This is a genomic window from Micromonospora sp. BQ11 (assembly GCF_052068135.1).
In the GTDB taxonomy this organism is placed as follows: Bacteria; Actinomycetota; Actinomycetes; order Mycobacteriales; family Micromonosporaceae; genus Micromonospora.
Window position 1 is genome coordinate 321,288 of record NZ_JBQHDB010000004.1, and the last position, 22,972, is coordinate 344,259.

The window sequence follows — 22,972 nt, forward strand, 5'->3', positions numbered from 1 at the left end:
GGGTAGAACGGCAGCATGCCGACCGACGCCGTCCTGCGCGAACTGCTCGTCCGACACCTCGAGGTCTGGTTGCCGGGCGTCGCGCACCGCGCGCGGCGGGCCACCGTCGCCCTGGCGTACGCGGGTGACGACGCGGGGACGCCGGAGGCCGCCCTCGGCGTGGTGGCCGAGTACGTCGACCGGCTGCGCGGTCGACAGCTGACCGTGGTGGTGCTCGCCGGCGGGGGGACCGAGCTGGCGGGCCGGCTGGGCGCCGCCGAGGCGGCCCTGCCCAGCGAGGTGACCGTCCACCTGGTGCCCGGTGGGCCCGACCGGCTGCCGGTCGCGCTGAAGGCGGCCGGCGCGGCGGGCGCGCCCCTGCTGTCGTACGTGGACGGACCGGTGGACCCGGCGGTGCTGCGCGGGGCGGCGGGCGGCCGACCGGCCGAGCTGCTCCTCGTCTCCTCCGGCCCGGTGCCCTCGACCCGGCCGGCCCTCGTCGACGCCGGGTTTCCGCTGGTCACCGAGGTCGACCTGGTCCCCGCCGACGAGACGCCCGCGCGCCGGCTCGCCTTCGCCACCGGGTTCGACCGGAGCCTGGAGGCGTTCAAGGAGGCGCTGTGGGCGGTCGACGAGTACGCCGGGGTGCGCTACCGCGACCCGGCCGATCCCGCCAGCCGGGTGCTGGACATCGCGGCCGACCCGGAGCCGGGCCCGCTGCGCCGGGAGTTGCTGGCCGAACTGGCCCGCTCCGGTCCGCGTACGGTGACGGAGCTGCGCCGGTACGCGCTCACCTCGACCGTCTACCGGGCGGCCGACGCGGTCCGGGCGCTGACCGGGCTGCTCGCCTCGGGCGCGGTGACCCGCGACCCGGAGCACGGCCGGCTGGGCGGCGACGTGGTCGTCACCGCGGCGGCACCCGCATCAGCTGCCTGACCACGATCGACGCTCCGGTGGCGATCACCCCGATGCTGAACAGCATCTGCGCGCAGACCGCCAACCGGGCGACCTGCCCCTGCGCGTGCACGTCGCCGTAGCCGATGGTGGTGAGGGTGGCCAGGGCGAAGTAGAGCGCGTCGATCCGGGTGCTCAGGTTGACGAACTGGTCCGGGGTGCTGCGGGCGAGCACGTAGTCGGCGAGGGCGAAGACCAGCAGCCCGGCGACCAGCGTGACCGCCAGCCGGGTCAGTGCGCGTACCTCCGGCTCACCGGAGGGGGTGTCGACGCGGAGCTGCCGGCGTACCTGGCTGGTCACCAACCAGGCCACCACGACCACCAGCAGGAGCGTGCCGGCACTGCGCAGGGCGAGGCGCACGCCGTTCGGATCCGCCTCGACCGGAACCACGAAGTAGACGGCCAGGAGCAGCAGGCAGGTCAGCAGCGCGTGGCGGCGTTCCCGCCGCGAGGGCCGGTCGCGGGTCATGCGGGGATTCTCCGCCGACCGTCCGGTCCGATCGTCGCGATCGGCGAACTCGCTTCCGATCGCTGGCCGGCTCCTGGGTGTTAAGCGGGGGCCCTTCCTCTACCGCAGGCGTTAACGGGGGGCCCTTCCTTTCCGTGGGGCGAAGCCGAACGGGGTGCCGGTGGACCACCGGCACCCCGTTCGACCTCGGGACGTCACGCCCGGGACTTGTCCTGCTTCCAGGACAGCGGACCCGGCAGGTCCACGCGGTGCGCCTTGGCCTTCGAGTTCCAGGACCAGCGACCGATCTTGATGCTCCAGGACGAGAAGCCGTTCTCGGTGAAGTTGAGGATGATCGGGCCGTACTTCTTGCGCTTGCGGAACATCAGACCCATCGTGGCGCTCCCTTCAATGTCCCTTCCCTGCTGTGTCGAACCTGAACATGCCCGGAACCACGATTCGCGAAACCCGGTCCGATCCAGGGTGGACGACCCGGTCGGACGGCCGAACCAAGTCCTATAAATCCGGTAGGTGTTTCGGGTCGGTAAACCCTGCTGGTGCGAGTCTGCGACAACACGAGCGATGCGAATCTCACTCTTCGGAAGGCCGTTGACCGCTCGCCGGAAGCAGCGGCACGATGAACGCATGTCGCAGCGGGACGAGCTCCTCCTCACCGCTCGCGTGCACGTCGACCTGGTCCGGCACGCGAGCGCGCTCTGTTGAGCTGACCGGTTCTCCTCCGGTTCGGCCCCATCGCCGCACATCCACCGCTCGCCCGCTCGTCGCGGAGCGGCGTGCCTCCGTACCCCTTTCTCGGGGTCCTTCCTCCACTTCCATCGTGGACAGATCAGGAGACTCCTCCATGGCTTCACCCCGTCGTGCCTTCCTGCGTACCCTCGCCGCCGCCGCGACCACCGTCGCCCTCGTCGCCACCGCCGGCTGCGGCGGCGGCGCGGAAGCCGCCGAGCAGACAAAGGAGCTGCGCTACCAGGGCTCGGTCGGGCAGGTCACCCTGCCCGAACTCGCCGCCGACCTGGGCTACCTCGGCGACGTCGAACTCACCTGGATCGGCAACGTCACCGGCGGCCCGCAGGACATCCAGGCCACCGCCACCGGCCAGAGCGACGTCGGCGGCGCGTTCAACGGCGCGATCGTCAAGCTCGCCGCCGCGAACGCCCCGATCACCGCCGTCGTCAGCTACTACGGCTCGGACAAGGACACCTTCCAGGGCTACTACGTGCTCGACGGCAGCCCGATCCGGGGCCCGCGCGACCTGATCGGGAAGAAGGTCGGCATGAACACCCTCGGCGCCCACGCCGAGGCGGTGCTGAAGACCTGGCTCGCGAAGGGTGGGCTGACCCCGGCCGAGATCCGGCAGGTCGAACTGGTCGCCCTGCCACCGGTCAACGCCGAGCAGTCGCTGCGTCAGAAGCAGATCGACGTGGCCGTGCTCGGCGGCGTCATCCGCGACAAGGCGGTCGCGAGCGGCGGCGTCCGGACCATCTTCACCGACTACGAACTGCTCGGGGCGTTCAGCGCCGGCACGTACGTCTTCCGCGACGACTTCATCCGCAAGAACCCCGACACGGTCCGCGCGTTCGTCCACGGCGTCGGCAAAGCCATCGAATGGGCCCGCACCCAGCCCCGGGAGACCGTGGTGGCCCGCCTGGAGTCGATCATCTCCAAGCGGGGTCGCAACGAGGACACCTCGCTGGTGAAGCTCTGGAAGAGCAGCGGCGTCGCCGGGAAGGGCGGCGTGATCAGCGACCAGGAGTTCGCCACCTGGATCGACTGGCTGGCCGCCGAGGGCGAGATCAAGGGCGCCCGGCCGAAGCCGGGTGACATCTACACCAACGAGTTCAACCCGTTCGCCACCGGCGGCGGTGCGGCATGACCACCGACAAGATCCTCTTCGACCGGGTGTCCAAGAGCTTCCCGGTCCGCGCCACCCGGCGCTCGCCGGCCGGCGCGGTCACCGCGCTGGACCAGGTGACCCTCGGCGTACGCCCCGGCGAGTTCCTCGTCGTCGTCGGCCCCAGCGGCTGCGGCAAGTCCACCCTGCTCGACCTGCTCGGTGGGCTGTCCCGGCCCACCGCCGGGCAGGTGCTCGTCGACGGCGAGCCGGTCACCGGGCCCGGCCTGGACCGGGGCATCGTCTTCCAGCAGTACGCCCTGCTGCCCTGGCGCACTGCCGCCGGCAACGTCGCGTTCGGTCTGGAGGCCAAGGGCGTGCCCCGCGCCGAGCGCGCCGACCTGGTCGCCCACCACCTGGAACTGGTCGGGCTCACCGGCTTCGCCGACCGGCACCCGCACGAGCTGTCCGGCGGCATGAAGCAGCGGGTGGCCATCGCCCGCAGCCTCGCGTACGACCCGGACATCCTGCTGATGGACGAACCGTTCGCCGCCCTCGACGCGCAGACCCGCGACTCCCTGCAGGACGAGCTGGTGCGGATCTGGCAGGCCACCGGCAAGACCATCGTGTTCATCACCCACGGCATCGACGAGGCGGTCCACCTCGGCCAGCGGGTCGCGGTCATGACCTCCCGGCCGGGCCGGATCAAGCAGGTCATCGACATCGACCTCGGTGACCGCTCGGTGGAGGACGTCCGCTCCACCGACGCCTTCCGGCACCACCGTCACGAGATCTGGACGCTGCTGCGCGACGAGGTCCGCGCCGCCCAGTCCGCCGAACGTCACGAGGAGGCCCGCGTTGGTTGACATCGCCGAACGACCCAGGTTGGTGACCCCCGCCGCCGCGATCGCCGCGGCGCCCACCGACGCCGCACCCCGGCTGCCCCGGCGGCTGCTCGGCCTCGGCGGGAAGGCCCTGCACCGCACCGCCGCGCTGCTCGCTCTGGCCCTGGTCTGGGAGACCGCGCCCCGGCTCGGGCTGGTCGACCGGGTCTTCCTGCCGCCGCTGTCGGAGGTGCTGGTGGGCTGGACGGCGCTGCTGCGCAGCGGCCAGCTCGCCGAGCACGTCGGCGCCAGCCTCACCCGTTCGCTGACCGGCCTCGGGCTGGCGGTGGCCACCGCCATCCCGCTCGGGCTCCTCATCGGGTGGTACCGGCCGCTGGCGAACCTGCTCAGCCCGCTGCTGGAGGTGTTCCGCAACACCGCCGCCCTGGCCCTGCTGCCGGTCTTCGTGCTGATCCTCGGCCTGGGGGAGACGTCGAAGATCGCGCTGGTGCTGTACGCCTGCTCGTGGCCGATCCTGCTCAACACCATCGCCGGGGTGAAGGGCGTGGACCCGCTGCTGATCCGGTCGGCCCGCTCGATGGGGCTCAACCACCTGCGGCTGTTCCAGAAGGTGATCCTGCCGGCCGCCGTGCCCACCATCTTCACCGGCGTTCGGCTGGCCGGGGCGTACTCGATCCTGGTGCTCGTCGCGGCCGAGATGGTCGGCGCGAAGGCCGGCCTCGGCTACCTCATCAACTACGCGCAGTACAACTTCGCGATCGCCGACATGTACTCCGGGATCATCACGATCTCCGCGATCGGCCTGGTCGTCAACCAGCTCCTCGTCACCCTGGAGCGCCGCTTCTCCACCTGGCGCGTCGACGTCTCCGCCTCCTGAAGGGACCCCTCCATGCCCCGCACCCTGCACCTCAACGCGTTCCTCATGGGCGTCGGCCACCACGAGGCGGCCTGGCGGCACCCGCGTACCGACCCGCGCCGGGTCGCCGACGTCGGCCACTTCGTGGAGCTGGCCCGCACCGCCGAACGCGGCACCCTCGACTCGGTCTTCCTCGCCGACGGCCTCGCAGTCGGCCCGGCGGTACGGCACAACATCCAGGCCGTCTTCGAGCCGATCACCCTGCTCGCCGCCCTGGCCACCGCCACCGAACACGTCGGCCTGATCGCCACCGCCTCCACCACCTACAACGAACCGTTCAACCTGGCCCGCAAGTTCGCCTCGCTGGACCACCTCAGCGGCGGCCGGGCCGGCTGGAACATCGTCACGTCGGCGCAGGCCCGGGAGGCGTGGAACTTCAACCTCGACGACCACCCGGCGCACGCCGACCGCTACCGGCGGGCGGCTGAGTTCGTCGACGTCGCCGTCAAACTCTGGGACAGCTGGGAGGACGACGCTCTGGTCCTCGACACCGCGGCCGGGGTGTTCGCCGACACCGACCGGGTGCACGAGGTCGCCCACGCCGGTCCGCAGTTCCGCGTCCGGGGCCCGCTGAACACCCCCCGCCCGCCGCAGGGCCGGCCGCTGCTGGTGCAGGCCGGCTCGTCGGCCGACGGCATCGCCTTCGCCGCCCGGTACGCCGAGGCCGTCTTCACCGCCCAGCAGACCCTCGCCGACGGGCAGCGCTTCTACGCCGCCCTCAAGCAGGCCACCATCGCCGCCGGCCGGGACCCGGAGCTGGTGAAGGTCCTGCCCGGCATCGCCCCGGTGCTCGGCGGCACGGAGGCCGAGGCGCGGGCCCTCGCCGCCGAGCTGGAGGACCTGATCGTCCCCGAGCACGCCCTTGCCCAGCTCTCCGGCATGACCGGCCTCGACCTCACCGGCCTGCCGCTGGACGGGCCGCTGCCCGACCTGCCCGACGTCACCGCCGTCCAGTCCCACCAGAGCCGCTACCAGCTCGTCGTCGACCTGGCCCGGCGCGAGAACCTGACCATCCGGCAGCTCATCGGCCGGCTCGGCGGCGGACGCGGCCACCGGGTCGTCGCCGGTACGCCCGAGCAGATCGCCGACCAGATCGAGCAGTGGTTCACCGGAGGCGCCGCCGACGGGTTCAACATCATGCCGCCGCTGCTCCCCTCCGGGCTGGAGGACTTCGTCGACCACGTGGTGCCGCTGCTGCGGGCCCGCGGCCTGTTCCGCCACGAGTACGCCGGCCGCACCCTGCGCGAGCACTACGGTCTGCCCCGACCGGCCAGCACGTACGCCGCGCCGGCCCTGGTGCCGGCGTGACCACCGTGGAGCGTCCCCGGGCGGACGCGCTCCCCGACACCCACGCCGACCTGCTGCCGGTGGACCGGGACCTGTTCCGGGGTCTGCTGCGCCGGCAGGCCGCCACGGTCACCGTCGTCACCGCCGTCGCCCGCGGCACCTGGAACCGGGCCTGCCTGGGGGGCGCGGGGGAGCCGGTGCGGGCCGGCTTCACCGCCACCTCGTTCACGTCGGTCTCGCTCGACCCGCCGCTGGTCTCCTTCTGCCTCGGTGTGGCCTCGTCGAGCTGGCCGGTGCTGGCCCGCGCCGAGCACGTCGCGGTGCACCTGCTCGCCGCCGGTCAACGTGACGCGGCCCGGATCTTCGCCACCAGCGGCATCGACCGGTTCGCCGCCTACCGGGACTGGGCACCGGGGCCCTTCGGCGTCCCGCTGCTGCACGGGGCGCTGGCCCAACTGCTCTGCCGGGTGGTGGACCGGGTGCCGGCCGGCGACCACACCCTGGTGATCGCCGAACCCCTCGCCCTCGGCGCGGGCGTCGACGGCGACCCGCTGGTCTACCACCAGGGCGGCTACACCACCGCCGAACCGTCGGTGCCGGAATGACCGCGGACAGGCTGCTGGCGCTGGACAAGGCCGGACAGGACCTGCTGTTCCGCGCGGCCCGTACGGCGAACACCTTCACCGGCGAGCCGGTCACCGACGCCCAGGTCGCGGCGATCCACGACCTCGTCCGGTACGGGCCGACCGCGCTCAACGGTCAACCCCTGCGGGTGCTGCTGCTGCGCTCGCCGGAGTCCCGGGCCCGGCTGCTGCCGTACGTGTCCGGCGGCAACCGGGCCAAGACGGCCGGTGCCCCGCTGACGGCGGTCCTCGCCGCCGACGTGGACTTCCACGAGCGGCTTCCGGAGCTGTTCCCGCACCGGCCGGACGCGAAGGACTGGCTGTCCGACCGGGAGGAGCGGGTGGCGCAGGCCCGGTTCAACGCCACCCTCCAGGTCGGCTACCTCGTCGTCGGTGTCCGCGCGGCGGGGCTCGCCGCCGGCCCGATGGCCGGGTTCGACGCCGAGGGCGTACGGCGGGAGTTCTTCCCCGACGGCCGGCACGAGGTGCTGCTCCTGCTGAACATCGGCCGCCCCGGCCCGGACGCCGCGCGCGAGCGCCTGCCCCGCCTGGCCACCGAGGAGGTGGTGCGGACGCTCTAGGCCCGCTCCGGGGCGTGGGCGGTGAGGACGCGGGTGGTGCTCCCGTCGGACTCGGTGATGTCGCGCTCGTGGACGAAGCCGACCCGGGTCAGCAGCGTGAGGCTGGCCCGATTGGCGTCGGCGACGGTGGCGTGCACCCGGGGCAGGCCGAGGGTGTCGAACCCGTACGCGACCAGGGCCCGGGCCAGCTCGGTCCCGAGACCGGCGCCCCAGGCGGGCTTCGCCAGGGCGTACACGATCTCGTGGCCGTCGACCTGGTCGGTCCGCTTGATCTCGGCGTGCCCGACGTACCGTCCGTCGTGGTGCACCGCCCAGACGTCGAAGAGGTCCTCGGCGTAGACGACGGTGAACACGCGTCCGAACAACTCCGCCGCCTCCCGCGTGGTCAGCGGCCCGTCGCCCATGAAGCGGCCCACCTCCGGGTCGCTGAGCAGGGCGACGAAGTCCTCCGCGTCGTCCGGCCGGTACGCCCGCAGCAGCAGCCGGTCGGTGCGCAGGGTCGGGGTCGGTCTCAGCGGGGTTCCCAGGCGTCCGGCAGGGCGGTCAACTTGCGGACGTGCGCGGGGAGACGCCCGTTGACGATCTCGGCGAGGCTCACCTCGTCGACGACCCGGCGCACCGCCGCGCGGACGGCCACCCAGAGCCCGGGCAGGTTCTCCGCCGAGCCCTCGTACCGGGTCTCCTCCGGGCGCAGGCCGCGTACCCCGGCGAGCGGGCCCTCGACCGCCCGCAGCACCGCACCCACAGTCACCTCCCGCGGTGGACGCGCCAGGGTGTAGCCACCCTCCGCGCCGCGCTGCGCCCGGACGATGCCGGCGCGACGCAGGTCGGCCAGGACCGCCTCCAGGAACTTGCGGGGCATGTCCTGCTCCGCCGCGATGGCCTGGGTGGAGAGCAGCCGGGGGTACGCGGTGGCCAGGCTCAGCGCCGCCCGTACCGCGTAGTCGCCGCGCGCGGAGATCTGCACCCTGCCATCATGCCGGGCGGCGGGTACCCGTCGCGTCGGCAGGTGGGCGTGGACGGACCATCCGCCCGTTCTTCGGCTTTTCCCGACCGGTCGGGGAGGTCGCCGGTGCGCCGGTCGGTGCGGGCGTACGGTCGCCCGGCTCGGCCGACGCGGACCCGCGCGGTGCCGGCTGTCCCGAGGTGGGCCGGGCGGTTCCGGTCAGGGGCTGGTCGCGGGCGGCGCGGAAGGCGCCGGGACTGGACCCGACCTCCCGGGTGAAGAACCGGCCGAAGTTGGTGGGCTCGGTGAAGCCGAGCCGCCGACCGATCCGGGCGATCGGCTCGTCGGTCGCGGCCAGCAGCCGGCTGGCCTGGAGTGCCACCCGCTCGTCGAGCACCTGCTTGGCGCTGCGACCGGTGACGGCCAGGCAGGCGCGGGTCAGCGTCCGCACCGAGCACCCGAGCTGGGCCGCGTAGTCCTCGACGCGGCGGGTGTGCGGGTAGCCGCGCTCCACCTCCCGACGGAACCGCTGGTAGGTGGCCGTCTCGGCGCGCGGCGCCGTCGCCGGGGCGACGCCGGGAAGCAGCGACAGCCGCAGCAGCAGGACGGCGAGCTGGTGTCGGAGCAGTGCCTGGGCGGCGGGCACGTCCCGGTGCCGGTGGGCGTCGACGGCCAGCTGGCTCACCTCGTTGATCACCGCGTCCTCGTCCTCGCCGACGAGCTGCCGCCACGGCGGGACCGCGTCGAGATCCACCTCGAACCCGCGCAGTGCCTCGGCGTCCCAGCGCACCACCGTGGCGTCCAGCGGGGGGACGGTGCAGCGCAGCACCTGCCCGGCCCGCACCCGCAGCAGCGTCCCCGGTCGGCAGGGCAGCGGGCGGAAGTCCAGGTCCGCCGTGCCGTGGCCACCGGTGGTCAGGACGAGCAGGTCGCGGTCCACCAGCACCGGGCGCCGCCACCCGGAGCCGGGCGCGAGATCACCCAGCGTGAGGGTGTCGATCGGGGTTGCGCCGGTGTCGACGCCGGGGGACGGGACGGGGGAGAACTGACCGGGAGGGACCATCACCTGCGACGGTAGCCCGAGGTCACGCCCATTGCATCCTGGCCGGGGCTTGTTCTCGCTTCGGCGGCCGGGCTACGTTACCGGGCGGTAGCTCCGGTTCGGGGCCACACCCGGCGTTGGACGACACGATGGGATGGGCATGACGGATCTGTTCTCGGTCGACGGCAAGACGGTTCTGGTCACCGGTGGCTCGCGGGGTATCGGCCTGATGATCGCCCAGGGCTTCGTCCGAGCCGGGGCGCACGTGATCATCTCGTCCCGCAAGGCCGACGTCTGCCAGGCGGTCGCCAAGGAGCTCTCCACCGAGGGCCGGTGCGAGGCGATCCCGGCCGACCTCGGCAACGACGAGGGCGCGCAGGGGCTCGCCGCCGCGGTCCGGGAACGGGTCGACAGGCTCGACGTCCTGGTCAACAACGCGGGCGCGACCTGGGGCGCACCCCTGGAGTCGTACCCGGAGGCCGCGTTCGACAAGCTCTGGGCGGTCAACGTGAAGGCCGTCTTCCGGCTCACCACCGCGCTGCTGCCGGCCCTGCGCGCCGGCGCGAGCGCCGACGACCCCGCCCGCGTGATCAACATCGGGTCCGTCGACGGCCTGCGCGTCCCGTTCATGGAGGTGTACGCGTACTCCGCCACCAAGGCGGCCGTGCACATGCTCACCCGCAGCCTGGCCCACCAGCTCGCCGGTGAGCAGATCACCGTCAACGCGATCGCGCCCGGACCGTTCGAGAGCAAGATGATGGCGTTCGCGCTGGACGACCCCGCGTCGCGCGCGGCCATCGCGGCACAGGTGCCACTGGGCCGCATCGGCCGGCCGGAGGACATGGCCGGCACGGCGATCTACCTGTCGTCGCGCGCGGGGGCGTACCTGACCGGTGCCGTCATCCCGGTGGACGGTGGCATCACCACGCACGGCTGAGCACCACCGGAGGGCACGGGCGCTGTCCGCGTACCTCCGGGTAGCCGGAACCGCGCGGACTCGGCAGATCCGCGCGGCCCCGGTGTGGCCGGTTGCCCGGTCGTTCAGCGACCGGCGAGCAGCCGATTCACCGCCGTGTCGACGTCGAGGTGCTCGGCCTCGCGGCCGCGTGGCACCACGACGTAGGTCCGCCGCAGGAAGCGCACGAGTACGCTCCGCGGCACCTCGAAGAGGGCGTTGCCGTCCGGTGACGACAGCGCCAGGGCGACGAAGTCCCCGCGCGGGGTGGCCCAGGGCCAGACCCGCACGTCGCCGATGCCGGCCGGCTCGTCGAGACCAGTCACCAGCAGTTCACGGGCGAAGGACCAGCTGACTGCCTCGCCCCCGGCCGATTCGGCATGGAACAGGACATGGACCGCGTACGGATCAGCTGGGTCGTAACGCAGACTGGCACGCACCGGCAAGGCCGTGGCGTCAGGTGCGACGAGCCTTAGCGACGTCTCGACCTCTACGGTCGTCGGTCGGATGACACTCATGGACGATCTCCCCCCGGCACCGCTGCGGAACGCGCGTGTCCCGCTTTTCCCATACTCAGGTGCTGCCCCTAGCTACGCTCCGCCATACGCTGACTTCACCCAGTGGTGGGAAGGGGGTCGGAAAGCCCGCGTGAATGTGAAGATTCATGTAGGATTTCCGGTTCTGCCCAGTGCGTTGGTCCCGCCCGGCATCGGGTGGCTCAGTCGACGACTTACTCCGGTAACGTCCAGTCGACCGTTGCAGTGACGGGCGCGCGCCACACTGGGAGTGGAAATGGTGACGAAGCGATCCTCATTGGAGAGGACGACCGCGCCGGGACCACCGAACGTCGCGGTCCGCTCAGCCGAAAAGCGGGGGTACGGGGTGCCGAAGGAGCAGCAGGGCCGGCCCGGACGGCCGGTCCAGGAGCAGGGGGGTGGCCTTGCCGTGGCGGAACGGCGCAGCCGTCCACGCTGGCGGCAGCGGGTGTCGACCACCCTCGAGTTGATCCGCGCCAATCCCACCGGCCGGGTGGCTCTCAAGATCTTCATCGGCATCGCCGGCGCCCTCGTGGTGACCATCGGCATCGCGCTGATCCCACTGCCCGGGCCCGGGTGGCTGCTGGTGATCGCCGGCCTCGGCATCTGGGCCGTCGAGTTCCACTGGGCCCGCCGGCTGCTCGCCTTCACCCGACGACACGTGCACGGCTGGACGCAGTGGGTGACCCGACAGTCACTCGGCGTGCGGTTCGTGCTGGGGGCGGTCGGGCTGGTGTTCGTGTCGGTCGTCGTGTGGCTGTCGCTGAAGTACAGCCTCGGCATCGACCTGGTGGCGCAGGCACTGAAGTACCTGGCGACGAACTGAGGCCCCGGGTTTTTGGTCCGGTCGCACGATCAGGTAGAGTCATCGGCGCTGAGGGCGATTAGCTCAGCGGGAGAGCGCTTCGTTCACACCGAAGAGGTCACTGGTTCGATCCCAGTATCGCCCACGCAGGTCAAAGGCCACTTCCCGGCTTCGGGAGGTGGCCTTTCTGCTTGCGTACAGCAGCTAAGTACAGCAACGGCGTCAGCGGCCGAGAGAATCGCCAAGGCGCTTGAGTGCGTCTCTGGTCGCCTTCGTCGATACCTGGGTGTAGATCTCCATCGTCACGGAGAAGCGGGCGTGCCTCAGCACCTGCATGGCGACTCTGGGGTGGACGTCGAGGTCGGCCAGGAGCGTGGCGCAGGTCCTTCTTGCGTCATGAACGGTGATCGGCTTGACGCCCGCTTTCTCGCACCTCGTCTGCCAGGAGCGCTGGAAGTTGCGCGGCTCGATCGGTGTGCCATAGCGGGTGGTGAAGACGAGGTCGGTTTCGTGCCATGCCTTTCCGGCGGCTGCTCGTGCCTCGTCGCGTTGTTCGCTTCGCAGCTTGAGCGCTGTCAGGCAGATGTCGGGCAGGGGGAGGGTGGCGTCGGACGCCTGGGTCTTGGTGTCGCGGTGCAGAAGCTGCCCGCGTACGCGTTGTAGTTGGCGGCCGATGGTCAGCTCTCCGGCGTCGAGGTCGACGTCTTTCCACGTCAGTCCGAGGGCCTCGCCCTTGCGTAGGCCGGTGACGAGGACCAGGGCATAGGCGGCGTAGAGCGGGTCGTCGTCTGCTCTGGCGGATTCGAGGAACTTGCGGGCCTCGTCGCTCGACCATGACTTGCCCCGCCGCCGGCGGACCGTGGCCAGGGTGACCGGTACGGCCGGGTTCTTGGTGATGAGGTCTTCGGCTTGGGCGTGAGTGAGGGCAGCTCGTAGGGCGGCCCGGATGTCGCTGACCGTGCGCGTCGACGGGACGGCCTGGCAGCAGCGGCCGACCGCGCAGCAGCGCCGTTTGTCCTTCCTGCGGGCGGCGTCCTTGCCCTGGGCGCAGCACTGGCAGGTGCGGGCCACCTGGTTGATCCAGGTCTGCACGTCCCGGGACTGCAGCCGGTCGAGCCGCTTGCTGCCGAGGCCGGGGGCGATATAGCGGCGGACGAACGTCTCGTAGGTCGCGTAGGTCAAGGGTGCCCGGTTCGGCTGGATGATCTCGGCCAGCCAGTAGGTGAGGAAGCTGCCGACCGTGGGGACGCTCGTTGCTACCGGTCCCTGCTTCGCCTGCTGGTGCAACTTGATCCACTTGTCGTGGACGGCCTCCCGTGTCTTGCCGTAAACGTACTTGCGGGTCCGTCGGCCGTCTGGCTTGGTGACCCAGACGTAGGCGGCGTAGCCGTTGCGGTAGGGGAAGATGGAGCCTTCGCCGTTGGCTCGTGCGCGTGCGGGCATCAGGCGGCCTCCTGGCGTTTGACTTGTTCGCGGATGTAGTCGTCGACCCATTCGGGGAGGATGCGGCGGTACTTGCCGTCCTTGATGGAGCGCAGTTCGCCGGTGGCGATCTTCATCTTGACCTTGGAGATGCCGAAGCCGAGCAGGACGGCGACCTCGGCGGGGGAGTACCAGCGGGGTCGGAGGTCGTGGGTCATGCGGCGGCTCTGGTGAGCCAGGCTTCGTAGGCGAGTTCCTCCCGGCCGACGCGTCTGCTCTCGCGTCGCTGCCTAGCGGCGGTGTTGGCCAGGAGTGCGTCACCTTCGGTGAGCCAACCGGCCCCGGCGTAGCTGAGAACGCCCACCATCACGGTGTCGGAGTTCTCGCCGTCCTCGGTTCGACGATGGGTGGCGCGGATGTCGCGGAGCTGGCCGAAGGTGACCGAGTAGCGACGGGCTTTGGTGAGGAAGTGGCCACCGAAGCCGAGCATGTGGGTCCACCGACGTAGGCCGGCGTAGGCGTTGGGTTTGGTGTCAAGCCTGCCTTGACGCTCGTCGGCGGTTGCGGCGCCGCTGGTAGTGGCGTCGTGGGTGGGGCGGCCGAGTCGCCAGCAGGCGTCGATGAGGCGGGCGAGGTGGTCGCCTTCGGGGTCGGCGTAGTCATCGATGGTGGCGGGGGTGAGGCGGGTGGAGCAATGACCGGTGGCTTCGGTGGCCTTAGTGGCGTATTTGGCGAGGTAGGCGGCGACCTTGCTGTCGGTCAGCTCTCCGCCGGTGGCGTTGATGCGGCGGACGTCGACCTGCTCGCCCCAGGCGACCAGCCAGCCCTGCGGCCGGTCTGGGTGCTCCGGTGTGGTGACGGTGATCTTGCGAGCGGCGGCGTCGGCGGCTGCCTCCAGATCGTCGATGGTGAGGCCGTCCGGTGGCCGCACGAGGGCGTCGGGGTCGTCGGGGTCGACGCCATCGAGGCGCAGCAGGATGTGGAAGTGGACAGCGGCGCGGCGTTGCATCTCGGTGACCTTGCCGTGGGACACCCGAACGGGCGGCACCCAGCGGACCTTGCCGGAGGCGGTGACGACCCGGACGAGGGGGATACCGCGCTTCCGGCAAAGGGCGGCGAGGTGGCGTTCGATGGCCTGCTTGGTGCGCCGCCACAGCTCGCCGGAGAAGTAGTTCCAAAGCACCTGGTGGTCGTGGTCGTAGCAGTCCAGGCACAGCGGCCGCCCGAGCCGCGGATCGTCGGCCTCGTGGCGGGCGAAGCACATTGCGGGCTGCCCGTGCGGGCAGGTGCCGGCGGTGCTGCGGGCACGGCAGGGGGCGGGGCGGCAGTCGCAGCGCCGCCGGCTGGTGCAGGTGTGGCGCGGGACGTGCCGGTGGTGGACTGCGCCGAAGGACGGGGCGGTGAGGGTGGCGAAGACGACCGGGTGCCGGCCGACCGAGGCCGGGACGCCTTTGCCGCCGGTCAGGCCGGAGCGCACCACCTGGTAGGCGTCCCCGGCATAGACCCAGGCGCAGTCGGGGCACTGGACTTCGCGGCGGTTGCCGCACGCCTTGTAGAGCGCCTGGTCGGGCAGCTCGTCAGTGTGCTGCTCGCGCAGGATTCTGCCGCTGTCAGCGTCAACGGCGGCGATGGTGCCAGTAAGGCGGATCGGGTGGGCGCAGCCGCCCGCAGGAGCCGAGTGCTCCAGCCAGCCGGAGAACCCGGGCATGGCAGCGCGGTGCACGGCTTGGGCGTCACGGCCCTCGGCGAGGCCGGGCCGGTACAGGTCGAGCGGGGTGGACAGGACTTCCTCCTCAGGTGGTGTCAGTGACGGGAGACGAAGCACCACCAGCCGTGGACATCGGTCCGCTGGCGGTGTTCGTCGTGTCTCCTGGCACCGCCGGGAGGGCGGCTGACGCCGGAGGGCGGAGTCGTGGTGGTGCCACGTTCCGCCGATGAGTCATGTCCTTTCGCGCTCATGGACCTGACGAGTGGGACGGCACGGGCGGGGAGCCTGGAATGCCGGCATCGGGCGGGTTGCCGCAGGCTGCCCCACCCGTGGAGGTGGGCGAATCCGGGCCATCGTGGACGGCAGGGAAGGCCGTACTGGGCCGCTCAGCGGATTCAGGGGACCGGCACAGCGGCCGGTGCGATCGAGAGCCGGCGGGACGTGGCCCGCCTCAGCGGCAGGAAGGTCGCTCGGCATCTCCGACGTCGAGTCCAGCGATCCGGCAGGAAGGCCGCGCTAGCGTGCTCGACGGGCGCCAGAGTAGCACCGGGTGCCGACACGTCAACCCGTCGTGACCCCGCAGCCCCTGGCAGACCGGCCGGCTGCCGGCGGGTGTGGGAGGACTTTCTGTACATCTATCAAGGCGGCCCTTGACGGGCCGCACGCGCCGCCGCCAGGGCGCGCGGCCTGCACTTCGCTGCCGCTCCGCTCCGCTCCGGCAACGCAACACGCCCGGCGGCTGGCGCGGAGAGCGGGAAGCCCGGAGGGCCGCCACAGACGGCAGCGACGAAGCCGATGGACGTTCGGGGGCCGGCAGCCGACCGGGGCGCGGCGGCCCCCGCACCGCCGCGCCGCAGGGCGACTTGCGGCCGGCCGTCATGGGGGTGCGGCGCGGAGGATGCGGGGCCGCCCCTCCGGCCTCAAGGGTGCTTCGCATCGCTGCGCGACGGCCCTGCGGGCCGTCCTTGACCCCGGAGCCTCTGCGACCCCTCGGGCCGGCGTTGCCGGCAGGCGGGGGCCTGCCCGTGATGCGCGCGCCGCACCCCCACCACGACCTCGTCGCGCCGCTCGCCGCCCTCCTTCGCCGTCAAGAAAGGCTTGACGGCGAACAAACAACCAGGATGCCTCTAGATCGCGCCATCGATCCTGTCCGTGGCCGTGCTGACTGACGTCGGCTGGCCTGTGTCCGATCTTCGAGAGGGTGGGTGCGATGCGCCGCTGGCTTGTGACGCCTGCTGTGATGGTCCTCGGGTTGTTCCCAGCCGGCTGCGGCACATCATCGGTGGGTGCCCCGGACCCGGTTGACAACACAGCGCAGGTCTGTAGCGACTTCCGCAAGGTCTTCGACCGTTACTCGAACGGCGATTCTCCTGAGCGGCTCGCCTACGTACAGGCGGTGGAAGCGGACTACAAAGGAAACGGTAAGCCAGGCGCAGCAAGCGCGGCGAAAGTGGCCTACTTTCAGGCGTGGGCTCGTGACCTTCGTCCAGTCGCAGCCCACGCGAGTAACCCGGAGCTAGAAACAGCTCTAAACCGGGCAGCCGATGCCCTCAACGCGATCGCCGATGGGCGGGCATCGGCCATGGCGGAGTTGAACAACACTTGGCAGCCGCTCCTCGACACCTGTCCGGAGGCGTCGCCCGGTGTCTCACCCGCCCGCTAGATGCACTGCCCGAGGGACAAGAGGCCAAGCGGTAGCGTGATCGGCGGGTAGCCGTCGCTCAATGGGTAGAGCGCCGGCGTGACGACGGAGGATGCGGATTCGAATCCCGCCGGACCACCCACCCATACGAAAGCCGCCGCGATCCGTGCCCGTAGCGTGCCCGACACAGCGGTCAACATCAGCCAACAGCGGCTCGTCGCACAGCTCCAAGGCGGCGGCCATGACTTTGCCACCAGTCAACACCACCTCCAGGGACTGCAAACCAACCCGATTCCCAAGCTGATGCTCGGCACCTTCGAAGGTGGCGGTGTCACCCCTGACCGACGGGCGTCGGCTGTCAGCGCTCGGCAATGATGGACCGATGGGCAACTGCCAGAGGTGCGGAGCTGATGTCGAACCTGACGGGCCAGCTGTGGAGGTTGTAGGAGGCGGTGTCTGCTGGTGGGTGCCGTTCGTGGAGGACCTTCGTCGTACCTCGCCGAAGCTGGTCCACTGGCGTTGCTACATGGACCAGAACGGAGCCGATGCGCTGCTAGCCCTGGTCACGGCTTCCGACCGTGAGCGGCGCGGCTTCATCCGTCTCCTGCGCCGCAATCTCAACGAGGAACGCCGAGCGGAACACCCGACGGGACCCGGCGGTGAGTGACTAACTGGGTGACGATCAGGACGTCCAACGGCGAACAGCCCTGGACGACCGTGGACGTTAGACGTCAGGTCTTGAGCGTGATGACGCAGGTAGAGACCGGCTGATGGTTGCCTGGGGGTCAAGGTCGCGGAGTTGTTGTCCCTCTGCGCTCGGCAGGGATGGGTCCGTCAGCGTTCTGTCGGGAACGTCTTTTCGCACGACGCAATGCAAGGGTGCTCATCAAGGCGAGCGCGCCTGAGGCGATGATCCCGAAAGGGAGGTGGTTGGCCCAGCCTTGCCAGATTGCGACACCCCAGACGAGCCAACTGCTCCAGGCCGCCACGACGAAGGCTCGCCATACCAGAGGCCGCCAACTCATGCGGCAGAGTCAAGCAGATCTCCACCAGGGTGTCGACGAGGAACTTGAGTTCATCGCCGTCGCCGTATCCCGCCGGGCCCAAACGAGGACCGATCAAGCCGGCTGGCCGCTGATCCGCCCGGTGGTTGACGAGGGCCACGCCCAGGCCGTCACTAGGCCGCCGGAGGCCGATCGCGAGCAACCAACGACGACCACTGGTGACGGCGTCTGCCCAGGTGACAGGGCGTATTCGGCGCGATGATCAGGTCGGCCGGGACCGCCTTACCTGTAGTTGGTGAACTGGCGGCTAAGGCTGGTAGTCCTCAGCGCCAAGCCGTGCGTGCAGCACGGCGTCGGCGGTCGGAGGCGTCGGCGGAACGAGCGGCTTGTACCCGGTATCCGGCCCTCGGGGTGGTCGTGCGACGACCTGCGCAGGCTGGGGCGACAGCCTGGATCAGTGATCCTGAAGGGCTGCTGCCCGGGGAAGCGATGGGTGATTGCTCGTCCAGTTGGTTAGGTGGCATATCGGGAACCGTGATGGGACAACGCCCGTCATAGCCCTGGCGGCAATCCAGGTAACGGCTCGGAGGGTGCTCGATGCGGCGCAGGCTTGTCATCGCGATTGTTGCTGGAGTGCTCGCCGCTGCGGCGGTGGGCACCGCGGGCTGCGCCCGCAATACCCCAGCGGGCACCACACCACCGGAAGGAGCGCCGGCAGGGGATTGGCCGGCTGGTGTGAAGGAGTCCGAAGTCTATGTGCAGGTGTTGCGCAGTTACCTCAGTACGCCGGCTGAGAACTCCTTCCCTGGGCAAGCCTTCAAGTCGGTCTACGTGCTCGACCATGCCCATCCGGACGCTGGAGATCCTGTCGGAGGGCATGAGCGGGCCACTCCCATCGCGTCGAACGCCCAGGACGATGTCACGGCTGCGCTGTCGGGAATGGCTCGTGTGGTGTTCATCGCCGACCGGGATACCGTGATCGAGACGAGGCACGGCTGCCATCAAGTCCGGGACGGCGGCATCTTGATCACTCTCGGCACGGTCGACGGTGACGACCGCGAGGCGCGGGTCGCCGTCAACGGCTTCGTCGCCTGCAATGGCGCTACGTGGTTGACCTACGTCGTCCAGAACAAACCTGGCACTGGGTGGCGGGTGACGGGCACGACCGGGCCGAGGGCGATCGCTTAGCTCGTCCTGGGAGCCGATCAACATCAGAAACCCTCAACCGCGAGGCCAAGTCAGCAGAAAGTCAGCGAGTGCTCTGCCGCGCAACGGATCACGAAGGAAGGAGCGGCGACAGCATTAGGCGCCGCACACAGGACGACACCCGTTGGCACTGTCCGACGACCATGACCAGGCTCCGCCACCGGGGTTTGTGCCGGGCCGCCGGCGGAAGGGCTGTCGACAGCAACGCTGACAGCAACGCCGCCGGACGGCGGCACACTAACGGGTGCTGGCACGGACGAAGCTCCGAGCGTGCAGCCGTTGCCGGACGCGTGCGGACGCGACGCACAGCGGTTACAAGCGAGGGGTCGAAGGCTCCAGGGCGTCAGCGCACTACGTCGCGGACGTGTTGTAGCGATCGAGCGTCGCCTTGGAGGTTGATGCGTCGCGGAAGACGAGCTCCCACGGGCCGGTGTTCACGTCCATGTCCTTGCCGAAGCCAATCCACTTCCCGGCCATCCGTCGGCCGGTGGGCTCGGCGATGAGTTGGATTGCACCGTGATACCGGGCAGCCCGGTAGTAGCCGGCCGGGTCGGTCTGCTCCACCCACGTGCCGGTGACAACGGCACCATCCACGGTCAGGTCCAGCGAGAGAGACGATGCCGCCGAGCCGGGCAGGCTGCGCGCGGTCAGTCGATCGCCGTGCTGAAGCAGAACCACGAAGTGCTGCCCGGCGAAGGAGTCGCCCCGGCCGCTGGAGTAGTACTGGTAGCGGCTGAGCCACACGCCTTCGTATGAGCTGTGGACCGTGGCGGGCTTAGACGTTGGTGTCGGCGTGGCCAGGCTAGACATGGGAGAGGTCAGGTCATGGCCGCCGTATTCGTCGCCGGCGACGTGCCCGACGGGCACCGCGGCGAAGCCGAGCAGCGAGATGGGTAGGCCGGTGACGACCTCCAGGGCGCGGGCGTAGACGGGGCGCGGCGCAGTGATCGTGCCGGACTCCCATCGCTGAACGAGTCTCTTGTTGGCGTCGTTGGGCTCGCCGACGCGGTGGCCGGCGGCCTGGAGCGCGCGAGCGAAGTCGTCTTGGCTCATGCGCATCCCGGTGCGGACGGCGCGCAGGGCGGTGTTGGGGGCAGCCATGACCGCCACGATAGCGCTGTGTCGCCTAAATGTCGTCGGCAATGTGGTCGGGTTGTCGTGTCTTGTGCCGTCGCAGTCGGTGACATCCGGACGTCAGTGTGGACCTGCGACGGCCGAGCGCGCCGCCGTGCTTCTGCTGACGGAGGTGGGGATGCCCGGCAATGGCGACGAGCCGGCGGTGAGCCGGGGCGAGCAGATCCAGGCGGCCGAGCGAGAAGCGGCCAAGCGGCGGCTTCTCGCCGAGGCGGAGGCGGATCGAATACCGGCGGAGGAGACCACGCGGGCGATGCCGGATCGGCGGTGGCGTCATGGGCAGCGTTGAGCTGTTGCCGGTTGGGCGGCGGGTTGCGTACTGGCGGGGTCGACGAAAGCTGTCGCAGCAGGTCTTCGCCGACCGGCTCGGCAAGTCGAAGAGCTGGGTCGACAAGGTCGAACGGGGCGTTCGGTCGCTGGACAAGCTGTCGACGCTCCAGGAGATCGCCCGCGTGCTCCGCATCGACACCGCCGTTCTGGTGGGCCGGGACGCCGAGCCGGTAGAGGCGACCAATCGCGTCGAGGGCGTCCACCGGATCAGGGCGGCGCTGTCCCGGTACGAGATCCCGTTAGGCAAGCCGGCGGGTCGCCGGCCGGTGTTGCCCGTGGACCGGATGCTGCGGGACGTGGGATACGCGTGGACGACGTTCCAGTTCGCCCGCTACCAACAGGTGATCGACCTGGCTCCGGATCTGCTCACCAACGCGCAGCGCACCCATGCCCAAGCCCCTGTGTCGGGTCGGGTGCCGCTGGTGGAGGCGTACCGGATCACCGCCGCTCTGCTGGTCAAACTCGGAGACGCCGGGCTGGCGTGGCTGGCCACTGACCGGTCGATGCTCGCCGCCACTGGTGACCGGGACCTGGTGGCCGCCGCAGCCGTACAGCTCGGTCAGGTGTTGCGCGCGTCGCGACGGGCGCGGGAGGCGACGTCGGTGATGCTCACCGCCGCGTACAGAATCGCCCCGCCCGTGGTCGATCACGGCACACCGGCGGAGTTGTCCCTATGCGGGACCCTGCTCATCCAAGCTGCCTTGGCAGCGGCACAAGACGGGAACGAGGCCGCCGCCAGCGAGCTGATCGACGAGGCCGCCAGCATGGCAGAGCGGGTCGGCGACGGGTGCGACCATCACCGCACAGCGTTCGGACCCACCGCCGTCGACCTGGCTCGCACCGCCGTAGCCGTCGAAGCCGGCGACGCCCGTGATGCGGTCGTTTGGCACGAGAAGGCCACTAAGCGGGCCGGCTGGCGGTGGCTGCCCGCCGAACACCGCGCCGCGCACCTGCTCAACGTCGCACGTGCCTACCTGCGCGCCGACGATGCGAGCAACGCTGCCCGACTGCTGATCGAGCTCGAGCACACCGCACCGGCCGAGATCATGTACCGACCCGCCGCCCGGGATGTTCTCGCCGAGGTTGCCCGTGACCCGCGCGCACCGACCACGATCACGCAGCTCGCCGCCATCCTTGGGGTGGGTTGAACGGTGGCAGTCCCATTTCTGCGGGCCGGGAAGTACAGCAGCGAAGTACAGCAGCCGTGCCAACCGAACCGAGCCTAGAAGCGCGCCAGCAGGCCGTCTGACCTCGCATCAAGCCCGATCCGACCCGCTCGCCGAGAGTTCACACAGAAGCGGTCAGTTCCGGCCCATCGTCTCGGCGTACCTGACGCGCCGGGTCAAGCTCCTAACCCTGAGTGTCGATGATCGCAGCCTCAATGCGCAGCCCGATCCCCGTCAGGACAAGAAGGCCCGCAATGACATGAGTTTCGGCCTGCCCGGAGTCGCTCGCCATGGTGAGCACGGAGGCCAGGAGACCCGCGGCTATTGCCATGGTTCCAAGTACACGCTTGCTGGCAGCTCGCCGAGATCGAAGGTCCACGGGCGTGACCGTACTCGGAGACTTCGCGTCGAGACCAGCTCACACCGAAGCGGTCGGCGTGCCCGATGCGTGCCCGATATAGCGGTCAACGCCAGCCAGCACCGGCACCTCTACGGCGTCGACTTGAACGCTCCGTGCCTGTCTGCTGGCCGGCACAACTACCCAGGGTGCTAATCAACGCGATTCCCAAGCTGACAGCGCGGTGACTGGCGCATACAGGGCCGACGTTGAAAATCGTCAGGAGTCCATGCCGATTGCCCGCCGCGTCGTGAGGTCGATGACCGAGGTCAGGATCTGCTTGCCAGCACCTGCGAACAGCCCAGGGGCGTGCCGACTGACCGACTTCCACAGCCCCTGCTCGCGCTCCGGGTCGTCGTCCGGGGTCAACTCCTGGAGTTGCCGTAGATGCTCGGTGACCACCAGCCGCGCAGCCTCGTCGATGTCTTCTTCGTCGAGCAGGTTCTCTAGCTGAAAGATTCGCGCCTGCCGTGAGGCCCATGGGTGAGGGTCGCCACAGCCGTCACAGAAGCTCGGCGGCGAGTAGTCCGGTGAGAGGCTGATGCCTGGACGGAGAACGCGCGAGCGGCTTGTACCACGTATGCGCAGACCGCAGTGACGACACGCGGTCAGGATGTCCGCGCCGCATTCGGGGCAGCGGCCGGGATCTGCGAGCGGCTCGCTGAGGTTGGACGAGTGGGCATGACCACGGCGGCAGACGCTCGCGGCACGGTAGTCGTCGTTACTCGGGCCACCACCTCGCCAGAACCCTTGCGTGTCCACACTTGCTGTACGTCATGCGTACAAGGCTAGGCCACGCTGGCGACAGGGTCGGTGGGCCGCAAGCCACATATAGCCACCCGAGTATCCAGGCGTTGCATAGGGTTGACCAAGCTCGCGTCTCGGTGGAGCCACCGAGCACTGCTCGCCGAGGGCAAGTGCGGCTTGCCCGCTGCTGGCGGCGTGGGGCACACAGGGGGCACAAGACAGCGTGAAACGTCGTCAACCAGCGAGCAACGGTGGCAGCCCGAGACGCCGCGTGAGCAGGTGTGGATGGCCATTCGCGCTGGTAGGGGCGTAGCGGCTCTTAGTTCCGCTTCAACGTCTGGCTGTTGGGCCGGAGTGTGAAGGCCCTAGGTTGACGGGGTGACCCCGACTCACCACGCCGTAGAGATGGAAGACCTCCCCCGCCTGCGGCAGCTTCTAGACGGTGGA

Annotated in this window: 27 protein-coding genes and 1 tRNA gene; 17 read left to right on the forward strand and 11 right to left on the reverse strand. The window is 70.3% G+C overall.

Annotation, left to right across the window (positions count from 1 at the left end; all coding sequences use genetic code 11):
• Positions 1-15 precede the first annotated feature (15 nt).
• On the forward strand, positions 16-915 hold the full coding sequence (locus tag ACTMSW_RS11140; protein WP_441180460.1) for a hypothetical protein: 900 nt from the start codon (positions 16-18) through the stop codon (positions 913-915).
• Here ACTMSW_RS11140 and ACTMSW_RS11145 read toward each other — a convergent pair.
• Positions 884-1,402 (reverse strand): potassium channel family protein, encoded by a 519-nt coding sequence (locus ACTMSW_RS11145; protein WP_441180461.1) that lies wholly within the window; start codon positions 1,400-1,402, stop codon positions 884-886. The genes ACTMSW_RS11140 and ACTMSW_RS11145 overlap by 32 nt on opposite strands.
• A gap of 194 nt (positions 1,403-1,596) precedes the next feature.
• Positions 1,597-1,776 (reverse strand): DUF4236 domain-containing protein, encoded by a 180-nt coding sequence (locus ACTMSW_RS11150; RefSeq protein ID WP_208569874.1) that lies wholly within the window; start codon positions 1,774-1,776, stop codon positions 1,597-1,599.
• A 250-nt stretch (positions 1,777-2,026) separates the two neighbouring features.
• Here ACTMSW_RS11150 and ACTMSW_RS11155 point away from each other — a divergent pair, with 250 nt between their 5' ends.
• From ACTMSW_RS11155 to ACTMSW_RS11185, 7 genes are all read left to right on the forward strand, one after another.
• Positions 2,027-2,104 carry a putative leader peptide gene (locus ACTMSW_RS11155; protein ID WP_349881247.1) on the forward strand — a complete coding sequence of 26 codons (78 nt, stop codon included), beginning with the start codon at positions 2,027-2,029 and terminating at the stop codon, positions 2,102-2,104.
• 139 nt (positions 2,105-2,243) lie between these two features.
• Entirely contained in the window at positions 2,244-3,275 is a 1,032-nt protein-coding gene (locus tag ACTMSW_RS11160) for an ABC transporter substrate-binding protein (protein WP_441180462.1), read from the forward strand.
• Positions 3,272-4,099: an ABC transporter ATP-binding protein gene (locus ACTMSW_RS11165; protein ID WP_441180463.1), complete on the forward strand. Its 828-nt coding sequence runs from the start codon at positions 3,272-3,274 to the stop codon at positions 4,097-4,099. The genes ACTMSW_RS11160 and ACTMSW_RS11165 overlap by 4 nt, the downstream gene beginning before the upstream one ends.
• Entirely contained in the window at positions 4,092-4,955 is an 864-nt protein-coding gene (locus tag ACTMSW_RS11170) for an ABC transporter permease (protein WP_441180464.1), read from the forward strand. Before ACTMSW_RS11165 ends, ACTMSW_RS11170 begins: the two co-directional genes overlap by 8 nt.
• A 12-nt stretch (positions 4,956-4,967) precedes the next feature.
• Positions 4,968-6,302 carry an LLM class flavin-dependent oxidoreductase gene (locus ACTMSW_RS11175; protein ID WP_441180465.1) on the forward strand — a complete coding sequence of 445 codons (1,335 nt, stop codon included), beginning with the start codon at positions 4,968-4,970 and terminating at the stop codon, positions 6,300-6,302.
• Positions 6,299-6,886: a flavin reductase family protein gene (locus ACTMSW_RS11180; protein ID WP_441180466.1), complete on the forward strand. Its 588-nt coding sequence runs from the start codon at positions 6,299-6,301 to the stop codon at positions 6,884-6,886. The genes ACTMSW_RS11175 and ACTMSW_RS11180 overlap by 4 nt, the downstream gene beginning before the upstream one ends.
• Positions 6,883-7,485: a malonic semialdehyde reductase gene (locus ACTMSW_RS11185; protein ID WP_441180467.1), complete on the forward strand. Its 603-nt coding sequence runs from the start codon at positions 6,883-6,885 to the stop codon at positions 7,483-7,485. Before ACTMSW_RS11180 ends, ACTMSW_RS11185 begins: the two co-directional genes overlap by 4 nt.
• Here ACTMSW_RS11185 and ACTMSW_RS11190 read toward each other — a convergent pair.
• From ACTMSW_RS11190 to ACTMSW_RS11200, 3 genes are read right to left on the reverse strand one after another with little or no spacing between them, the layout of a single operon-like run.
• On the reverse strand, positions 7,482-8,012 hold the full coding sequence (locus tag ACTMSW_RS11190; protein ID WP_441180641.1) for a GNAT family N-acetyltransferase: 531 nt from the start codon (positions 8,010-8,012) through the stop codon (positions 7,482-7,484). The genes ACTMSW_RS11185 and ACTMSW_RS11190 overlap by 4 nt on opposite strands.
• On the reverse strand, positions 7,997-8,452 hold the full coding sequence (locus ACTMSW_RS11195) for an RrF2 family transcriptional regulator (protein ID WP_441180468.1): 456 nt from the start codon (positions 8,450-8,452) through the stop codon (positions 7,997-7,999). The genes ACTMSW_RS11190 and ACTMSW_RS11195 overlap by 16 nt, the downstream gene beginning before the upstream one ends.
• A gap of 7 nt (positions 8,453-8,459) precedes the next feature.
• Complete coding sequence (locus tag ACTMSW_RS11200) at positions 8,460-9,494, reverse strand: helix-turn-helix domain-containing protein (RefSeq protein ID WP_441180469.1); 1,035 nt, start codon at positions 9,492-9,494, stop codon at positions 8,460-8,462.
• 139 nt (positions 9,495-9,633) lie between these two features.
• On the opposite strand from ACTMSW_RS11200, the gene ACTMSW_RS11205 reads away from it, so the two are divergent.
• On the forward strand, positions 9,634-10,410 hold the full coding sequence (locus ACTMSW_RS11205) for an SDR family oxidoreductase (protein ID WP_441180470.1): 777 nt from the start codon (positions 9,634-9,636) through the stop codon (positions 10,408-10,410).
• Positions 10,411-10,514: 104 nt separating this feature from the next.
• Here ACTMSW_RS11205 and ACTMSW_RS11210 read toward each other — a convergent pair whose 3' ends face one another.
• Positions 10,515-10,946, reverse strand: a complete 432-nt coding sequence (locus ACTMSW_RS11210) for an SsgA family sporulation/cell division regulator (RefSeq protein ID WP_007457244.1) — start codon at positions 10,944-10,946, stop codon at positions 10,515-10,517.
• A 274-nt stretch (positions 10,947-11,220) separates the two neighbouring features.
• On the opposite strand from ACTMSW_RS11210, the gene ACTMSW_RS11215 reads away from it, so the two are divergent.
• Positions 11,221-11,790 carry a TIGR02611 family protein gene (locus ACTMSW_RS11215; protein WP_441180471.1) on the forward strand — a complete coding sequence of 190 codons (570 nt, stop codon included), beginning with the start codon at positions 11,221-11,223 and terminating at the stop codon, positions 11,788-11,790.
• Between the two features lie 52 nt (positions 11,791-11,842).
• A tRNA-Val gene (locus ACTMSW_RS11220) sits at positions 11,843-11,914 on the forward strand.
• Between the two features lie 77 nt (positions 11,915-11,991).
• Here the strand turns inward: ACTMSW_RS11220 and ACTMSW_RS11225 are convergent.
• Genes ACTMSW_RS11225 through ACTMSW_RS11235 form a run of 3 tightly spaced genes read right to left on the reverse strand, consistent with a single transcriptional unit; the run spans position 11,992 to position 14,974 of the window.
• A complete protein-coding gene (locus ACTMSW_RS11225) occupies positions 11,992-13,212 on the reverse strand; it encodes a tyrosine-type recombinase/integrase (protein WP_441180472.1) in 1,221 nt (406 codons plus the stop codon).
• The gene (locus tag ACTMSW_RS11230; protein WP_441180473.1) at positions 13,212-13,409 is read right to left on the reverse strand and encodes an excisionase family DNA-binding protein; all 198 of its coding nucleotides are present in this window, start codon (positions 13,407-13,409) and stop codon (positions 13,212-13,214) included. The genes ACTMSW_RS11225 and ACTMSW_RS11230 overlap by 1 nt, the downstream gene beginning before the upstream one ends.
• Positions 13,406-14,974: a replication initiator gene (locus tag ACTMSW_RS11235; protein ID WP_441180642.1), complete on the reverse strand. Its 1,569-nt coding sequence runs from the start codon at positions 14,972-14,974 to the stop codon at positions 13,406-13,408. Before ACTMSW_RS11235 ends, ACTMSW_RS11230 begins: the two co-directional genes overlap by 4 nt.
• Positions 14,975-16,109: 1,135 nt before the next feature.
• Here ACTMSW_RS11235 and ACTMSW_RS11240 point away from each other — a divergent pair.
• The 4 genes from ACTMSW_RS11240 (at position 16,110) to ACTMSW_RS11255 (ending at position 18,733) form a co-directional block, all read left to right on the forward strand.
• A complete protein-coding gene (locus tag ACTMSW_RS11240) occupies positions 16,110-16,562 on the forward strand; it encodes a hypothetical protein (RefSeq protein ID WP_441180474.1) in 453 nt (150 codons plus the stop codon).
• Between the two features lie 78 nt (positions 16,563-16,640).
• Complete coding sequence (locus ACTMSW_RS11245) at positions 16,641-16,916, forward strand: hypothetical protein (RefSeq protein ID WP_441180475.1); 276 nt, start codon at positions 16,641-16,643, stop codon at positions 16,914-16,916.
• A gap of 100 nt (positions 16,917-17,016) precedes the next feature.
• A complete protein-coding gene (locus ACTMSW_RS11250) occupies positions 17,017-17,208 on the forward strand; it encodes a hypothetical protein (RefSeq protein ID WP_441180476.1) in 192 nt (63 codons plus the stop codon).
• Positions 17,209-18,142: 934 nt separating this feature from the next.
• Entirely contained in the window at positions 18,143-18,733 is a 591-nt protein-coding gene (locus ACTMSW_RS11255; RefSeq protein ID WP_441180477.1) for a hypothetical protein, read from the forward strand.
• Positions 18,734-19,102: 369 nt separating this feature from the next.
• Here ACTMSW_RS11255 and ACTMSW_RS11260 read toward each other — a convergent pair whose 3' ends face one another.
• Positions 19,103-19,852: a helix-turn-helix domain-containing protein gene (locus ACTMSW_RS11260; protein ID WP_441180478.1), complete on the reverse strand. Its 750-nt coding sequence runs from the start codon at positions 19,850-19,852 to the stop codon at positions 19,103-19,105.
• Here ACTMSW_RS11260 and ACTMSW_RS11265 point away from each other — a divergent pair.
• A complete protein-coding gene (locus ACTMSW_RS11265; RefSeq protein ID WP_441180479.1) occupies positions 19,851-20,174 on the forward strand; it encodes a hypothetical protein in 324 nt (107 codons plus the stop codon). The two genes, ACTMSW_RS11260 and ACTMSW_RS11265, sit on opposite strands and share 2 nt — an antisense overlap.
• Positions 20,161-21,363, forward strand: coding sequence for a helix-turn-helix domain-containing protein (locus ACTMSW_RS11270; protein ID WP_441180480.1), 1,203 nt, complete (start codon positions 20,161-20,163; stop codon positions 21,361-21,363). Before ACTMSW_RS11265 ends, ACTMSW_RS11270 begins: the two co-directional genes overlap by 14 nt.
• Before the next feature lie 634 nt (positions 21,364-21,997).
• Here ACTMSW_RS11270 and ACTMSW_RS11275 read toward each other — a convergent pair.
• Positions 21,998-22,540, reverse strand: a complete 543-nt coding sequence (locus ACTMSW_RS11275) for a DUF2321 domain-containing protein (protein ID WP_441180481.1) — start codon at positions 22,538-22,540, stop codon at positions 21,998-22,000.
• Positions 22,541-22,972 lie beyond the last annotated feature (432 nt).

Excerpts from the sequence above, each read along its gene's own strand:
- ACTMSW_RS11140 (WP_441180460.1), top strand. The coding sequence starts at position 16 with ATGCCGACCGACGCCGTCCTGCGCGAACTGCTCGTCCGACACCTCGAG.
- ACTMSW_RS11145 (WP_441180461.1), bottom strand. The coding sequence starts at position 1,402 with ATGACCCGCGACCGGCCCTCGCGGCGGGAACGCCGCCACGCGCTGCTG.
- ACTMSW_RS11150 (WP_208569874.1), bottom strand. The coding sequence starts at position 1,776 with ATGGGTCTGATGTTCCGCAAGCGCAAGAAGTACGGCCCGATCATCCTC.
- ACTMSW_RS11155 (WP_349881247.1), top strand. The coding sequence starts at position 2,027 with ATGTCGCAGCGGGACGAGCTCCTCCTCACCGCTCGCGTGCACGTCGAC.
- ACTMSW_RS11160 (WP_441180462.1), top strand. The coding sequence starts at position 2,244 with ATGGCTTCACCCCGTCGTGCCTTCCTGCGTACCCTCGCCGCCGCCGCG.
- ACTMSW_RS11165 (WP_441180463.1), top strand. The coding sequence starts at position 3,272 with ATGACCACCGACAAGATCCTCTTCGACCGGGTGTCCAAGAGCTTCCCG.
- ACTMSW_RS11175 (WP_441180465.1), top strand. The coding sequence starts at position 4,968 with ATGCCCCGCACCCTGCACCTCAACGCGTTCCTCATGGGCGTCGGCCAC.
- ACTMSW_RS11185 (WP_441180467.1), top strand. The coding sequence starts at position 6,883 with ATGACCGCGGACAGGCTGCTGGCGCTGGACAAGGCCGGACAGGACCTG.
- ACTMSW_RS11200 (WP_441180469.1), bottom strand. The coding sequence starts at position 9,494 with ATGGTCCCTCCCGGTCAGTTCTCCCCCGTCCCGTCCCCCGGCGTCGAC.
- ACTMSW_RS11205 (WP_441180470.1), top strand. The coding sequence starts at position 9,634 with ATGACGGATCTGTTCTCGGTCGACGGCAAGACGGTTCTGGTCACCGGT.
- ACTMSW_RS11210 (WP_007457244.1), bottom strand. The coding sequence starts at position 10,946 with ATGAGTGTCATCCGACCGACGACCGTAGAGGTCGAGACGTCGCTAAGG.
- ACTMSW_RS11215 (WP_441180471.1), top strand. The coding sequence starts at position 11,221 with ATGGTGACGAAGCGATCCTCATTGGAGAGGACGACCGCGCCGGGACCA.
- ACTMSW_RS11225 (WP_441180472.1), bottom strand. The coding sequence starts at position 13,212 with ATGCCCGCACGCGCACGAGCCAACGGCGAAGGCTCCATCTTCCCCTAC.
- ACTMSW_RS11230 (WP_441180473.1), bottom strand. The coding sequence starts at position 13,409 with ATGACCCACGACCTCCGACCCCGCTGGTACTCCCCCGCCGAGGTCGCC.
- ACTMSW_RS11240 (WP_441180474.1), top strand. The coding sequence starts at position 16,110 with ATGCGCCGCTGGCTTGTGACGCCTGCTGTGATGGTCCTCGGGTTGTTC.
- ACTMSW_RS11255 (WP_441180477.1), top strand. The coding sequence starts at position 18,143 with ATGCGGCGCAGGCTTGTCATCGCGATTGTTGCTGGAGTGCTCGCCGCT.
- ACTMSW_RS11265 (WP_441180479.1), top strand. The coding sequence starts at position 19,851 with ATGACCGCCACGATAGCGCTGTGTCGCCTAAATGTCGTCGGCAATGTG.
- ACTMSW_RS11260 (WP_441180478.1), bottom strand. The coding sequence starts at position 19,852 with ATGGCTGCCCCCAACACCGCCCTGCGCGCCGTCCGCACCGGGATGCGC.
- ACTMSW_RS11270 (WP_441180480.1), top strand. The coding sequence starts at position 20,161 with ATGGGCAGCGTTGAGCTGTTGCCGGTTGGGCGGCGGGTTGCGTACTGG.